The following is a 3830-nucleotide window of genomic DNA, read 5'->3' on the forward strand; positions in this document are numbered from 1 at the left end:
GGTGGTCGGCGCGGCCCAGATACTCCAGGGTGCCGTCGGCGCGGCGGCGGGCCCGGTCGCCGGTGCGGTACATCCGCGCGCCCGGCGCCCCGTAGGGGTCGGCGGGGAAGCGGGTGGCGGTGAGTCCGGGCCGGCCGAGGTAGCCGCGGGCCAGGCCCTCCCCCGCCACGTACATCTCGCCGACCGCGCCGGGCGGCACGGGCGCCAGCGCCTCGTCGAGGAGGTGGACCCGCAGGTCGGGGATGCCCTCGCCGATGGGGCTCGCGGCGCCGGCGGCGGTCTGCGTGCCGTCCAGCGGGTGGTGGGTGACGTGCACGGTGGTCTCGGTGATGCCGTACATGTTGACCAGCCGGGGCGCGTCCTGCGGGTGCCGCGCGTACCAGGGGGCGAGGCGGGTCACGTCGAGCGCCTCGCCGCCGAAGACCACGGTGCGCAGGGCCAGCCGGTCGCCGGTCTCCGGGTGGTCGGCGTCCGCGCGCACCAACGGGTGGAAGGCGGAGGGCGTCTGGTTGAGGACGGTGACCCGCTCGTCGGCGAGGAGCCGCAGGAAGTCCTCGGGCGAGCGCGCCACGTCGTCGGGGACGACGACGAGCCGGCCGCCGTGCAGCAGCGCGCCCCACAGCTCCCACACCGAGAAGTCGAAGGCGTAGGAGTGGAACAGCGTCCACACGTCGTCCGCGCCGAAGCCGAACCAGTGGGCGGTGCGGGTGAACAGGCGCACCACATTGGCGTGCGGCACGACGACGCCCTTGGGGCGGCCGGTGGAGCCGGAGGTGTAGATGGCGTAGGCGGGGTGTTCCGGCAGCGGGCGCGCGGTCCGGTCGCCGGGGCCGGTGGCGGGGCGGCCGGCGAGGTCGGCGACGACGCCGGGGTCGTCCAGCGGCAGCACGGGCACGCCGGCGCCCTGGGCGCGGGGCGCGATGTCCGTGGTCGTCACCAGCGTCACCGGCCGGGCGTCCTCGAGGACGGCGGTCAGGCGCTCGTCGGGGACCTGGGGGTCGACGGGCAGGTAGGCCGCGCCGGTCTTCAGCACCGCGAGGATGGCCACGACCTGGTCGGCGCCGCGGGGCAGGGCGAGGGCGACGTAGGTCTCCGGGCGGGCCCCGCCCTCGGCGAGGCGGTGGGCGAGGCGGCCGGCGCGGGCGTCGAGGGTCGCGTAGTCCAGGTGCTCGCCCGCCCAGGTGACGGCGGGGGCATCGGGGGTGCGGGCGGCCTGCGCCTCGAACAGGTCCACCAGGGTCTCGGCGGGACGTCCGCGGACGCCGCCGTCCGCGCCGGCGACCAGGCTCCGGCGCTCCTCGGGCGTCGTCCACGGCAGCTCGCGCAGCGGGCGGTCCAGGCCGTCGGCCATCGAGGCCAGCAGCAGGCGGAGCCGGCCGGCCAGCGCGCGCACGGTCGCCTCGTCGAACAGGCCGGGGTCGTGGGCGACGTCGAAGCCGATCCGCTCGCCCTGGTGGGCGCGCAGCACCAGCGGGTAGTTGGTGGCATCCCGGGAGTCCACCTCGGCCAGCCGCACGCCCGAGGTGGCCGTGCGGGCCTCGTCGAAGGGGTAGTTCTCGAAGGCCACCATGGAGTGGAACAGCGGGCTGCCCGGCGGCACGTCGCTCAGCGCGGTCAGCTCGGCCAGGGACACGGCGGCGTACCGGCGTGCCTCGGCCTGCTCCTGCTGGAGGGAGCGCAGCCAGTCGGCGGCGGGGCGGCGCGGGTCCACCCGCACGCGGGTGGGGAGGGTGTTGATGAACATGCCGACCATCGACTCCGCGCCGGGCAGGTCGTCGGGGCGCCCGGAGACGGTGGTGCCGAACACCACGTCGTCCTCGGCGGCGTACCGGGAGAGCAGCAGCGCCCAGGCGCCCTGCACGACGGTGCCGAGGGTGACTCCGGCGGTGCGCGCGGTGCGGGCCAGCCGTTCGGAGAGGTCCTCGGACAGGGTGGTGGTGTGCACGGCGGCCGAGCGGGCCTGCCGGGTGCGGTCCTGCGGGCGGTCGGCGGGCAGCGGGGTCGGCGTGGCGAAGCCGGCGAGCACCCCGCGCCAGTGGTCGCGGGCGGCGCCGTCGTCCTGCTCGGCGAGCAGGCGCACGTAGTCCCCGAAGGGGCGGCGCACCGGCGGCCGGCTCTCGGCGCCGGTGGTCAGGGCGGCGTACTCCTCGCACACCTCGGTGAGCACCTGGGCCAGGCTCCAGCCGTCCAAAATCAGGTGGTGGGAGGTCCACACCAGCCGCAGTTCGGCGTCCGGCAGCCGGACCATGGTCAGCCGCATCAGCGGGGCCGTGCCGAGGTCGACGCCGCGGGCCAGGTCCCGCTCGCACAACTCCCGCAGCAGCCGGGCGCGTTCCGCAGGGGCGGTGTCCCGCAGGTCCACGTGGGTGACCGGCACCTCGACGTCCCGGTGCACGACCTGCAGCGGCCGGGGCACGTCCTCCCAGACCACCGAGGTGCGCAGCGCGGGGGTGCGGTCGGTCACCCGCTGCCAGGCGAGGGCGAAGGCCCGCGGGTCGGCGACCCCGCGCAGCAGCAGGGCCGCCTGGTCCACGTAGACGTCGTCGGCGCCGCCGGTGAGGCGGTGGAAGAGCATGCCCTCCTGGAGCGGGGTCAGCGGCCAGATGTCCTCGACGCCCTGTCCGTCGCCCACCAGCCGGTCCACGGCCGCCTGGTCGAGGCCGGCGAGCGGGAAGTCGGAGGGGGTGCGGCCGCCGGCGCCGGGGCGGGCGCAGTGTGCGGCGATCGCGGCCAGCGCGTCGGTCATGCCGTCGGCGAGACGGCGCACGGTGCCCTCGTCGTGGACGTCCTCGCTGTAGTGCCAGGTGATCTCCAGGGCGCCGTCGGTGACGGCGGCGGAGACGTCGAGGAGGTGGTCCAGCGGCTCGTCGCCGGCGACCTCCCGGCCGGGGGTGCCGTCGGTCTGGGCGAAGTCGCCGGAGCCGGGCGTCTCCCACTGCCCGTGGTAGGTGAAGGACACCTCGGGCAGCGGGTTCTCCCGCAGCGCGCGGGCGGCGTGGCCGGGCGGGGTCAGGCGGGCCAGCGCCTCGTGGCTCAGGCCGCGCCGGGGCACGGCGCGCAGCTGCTCCTTGACCGCCTTCAGGGTGGCGCCCCAGTCGGGCGCGCCGGCCGGTCCGGCCGGGGTGAGGGTGACCGGGTACTGGCTGGTGAACCAGCCCACCGTCCCGGAGAGGTCGAGCGGCGCGCCGTCCTCCCCCGGGCCCGTCTGTTCGCGGCCGTGTCCCTCCAGGGTGACGGTGGCGCGGCCGGAGCCCGTCCAGTCGGCGAGCACCCGGCCCAGGGCGCTGAGCAGGACGTCGTTGACCTGGGTGCGGTAGACGCCGGGCACCCGGCGCAGCAGCGCCTCGGTGGTGGCGGGGTCGACCCGGGTGCGGACGGTGCGCACCGAGGCGGCCCGCGGGGTGCCCGGGCGGTCCACCGGCAGCGGGGTCCGCTCCTCGGCGGCCTGGGCCGTCCAGTACGGGAGGTCGTCGTCGAAGGCGCCGGCCTCGACCAGGCCGGACAGGTGCGCGGCCCAGGCGGCGTGCTCCGTCGCCTCGGGCTCGAGGTGGACGGCCTCGCCGGCGGCGGCCTGCCGGTACGCCCGTTCCAGAGCGGTGAGCAGGACGCGCCAGGAGACGCCGTCCACCGCGAGGTGGTGGGCGGTCAGGAACAGCTGGGGGCGCCCGCCCGGGGCGGGCAGCAGCAGGGCGGCGCGGAAGAGGGAGCCGGTCAGCGGGTCGAGGGTGGCGCGGGCGGCGTCGGCGGCCTCCTCGCGGGCGGCGCGCGGGTCGGGCGTCCGGGCCGTGTCGTGGCGGGTGAGCAGTCCGGTGGCCGGGCCCTCGCCGGGG

Annotated in this window: 1 protein-coding gene; it reads right to left on the reverse strand. The window is 77.3% G+C overall.

The window, feature by feature from the left end; all coding sequences use genetic code 11:
- Positions 1-3830: amino acid adenylation domain-containing protein (locus tag ACOV8S_RS26925; protein ID WP_448320971.1), on the reverse strand; the 3830-nt coding region annotated here is incomplete at both ends.

Source organism: Streptomyces sp. CO7, from assembly GCF_053474865.1.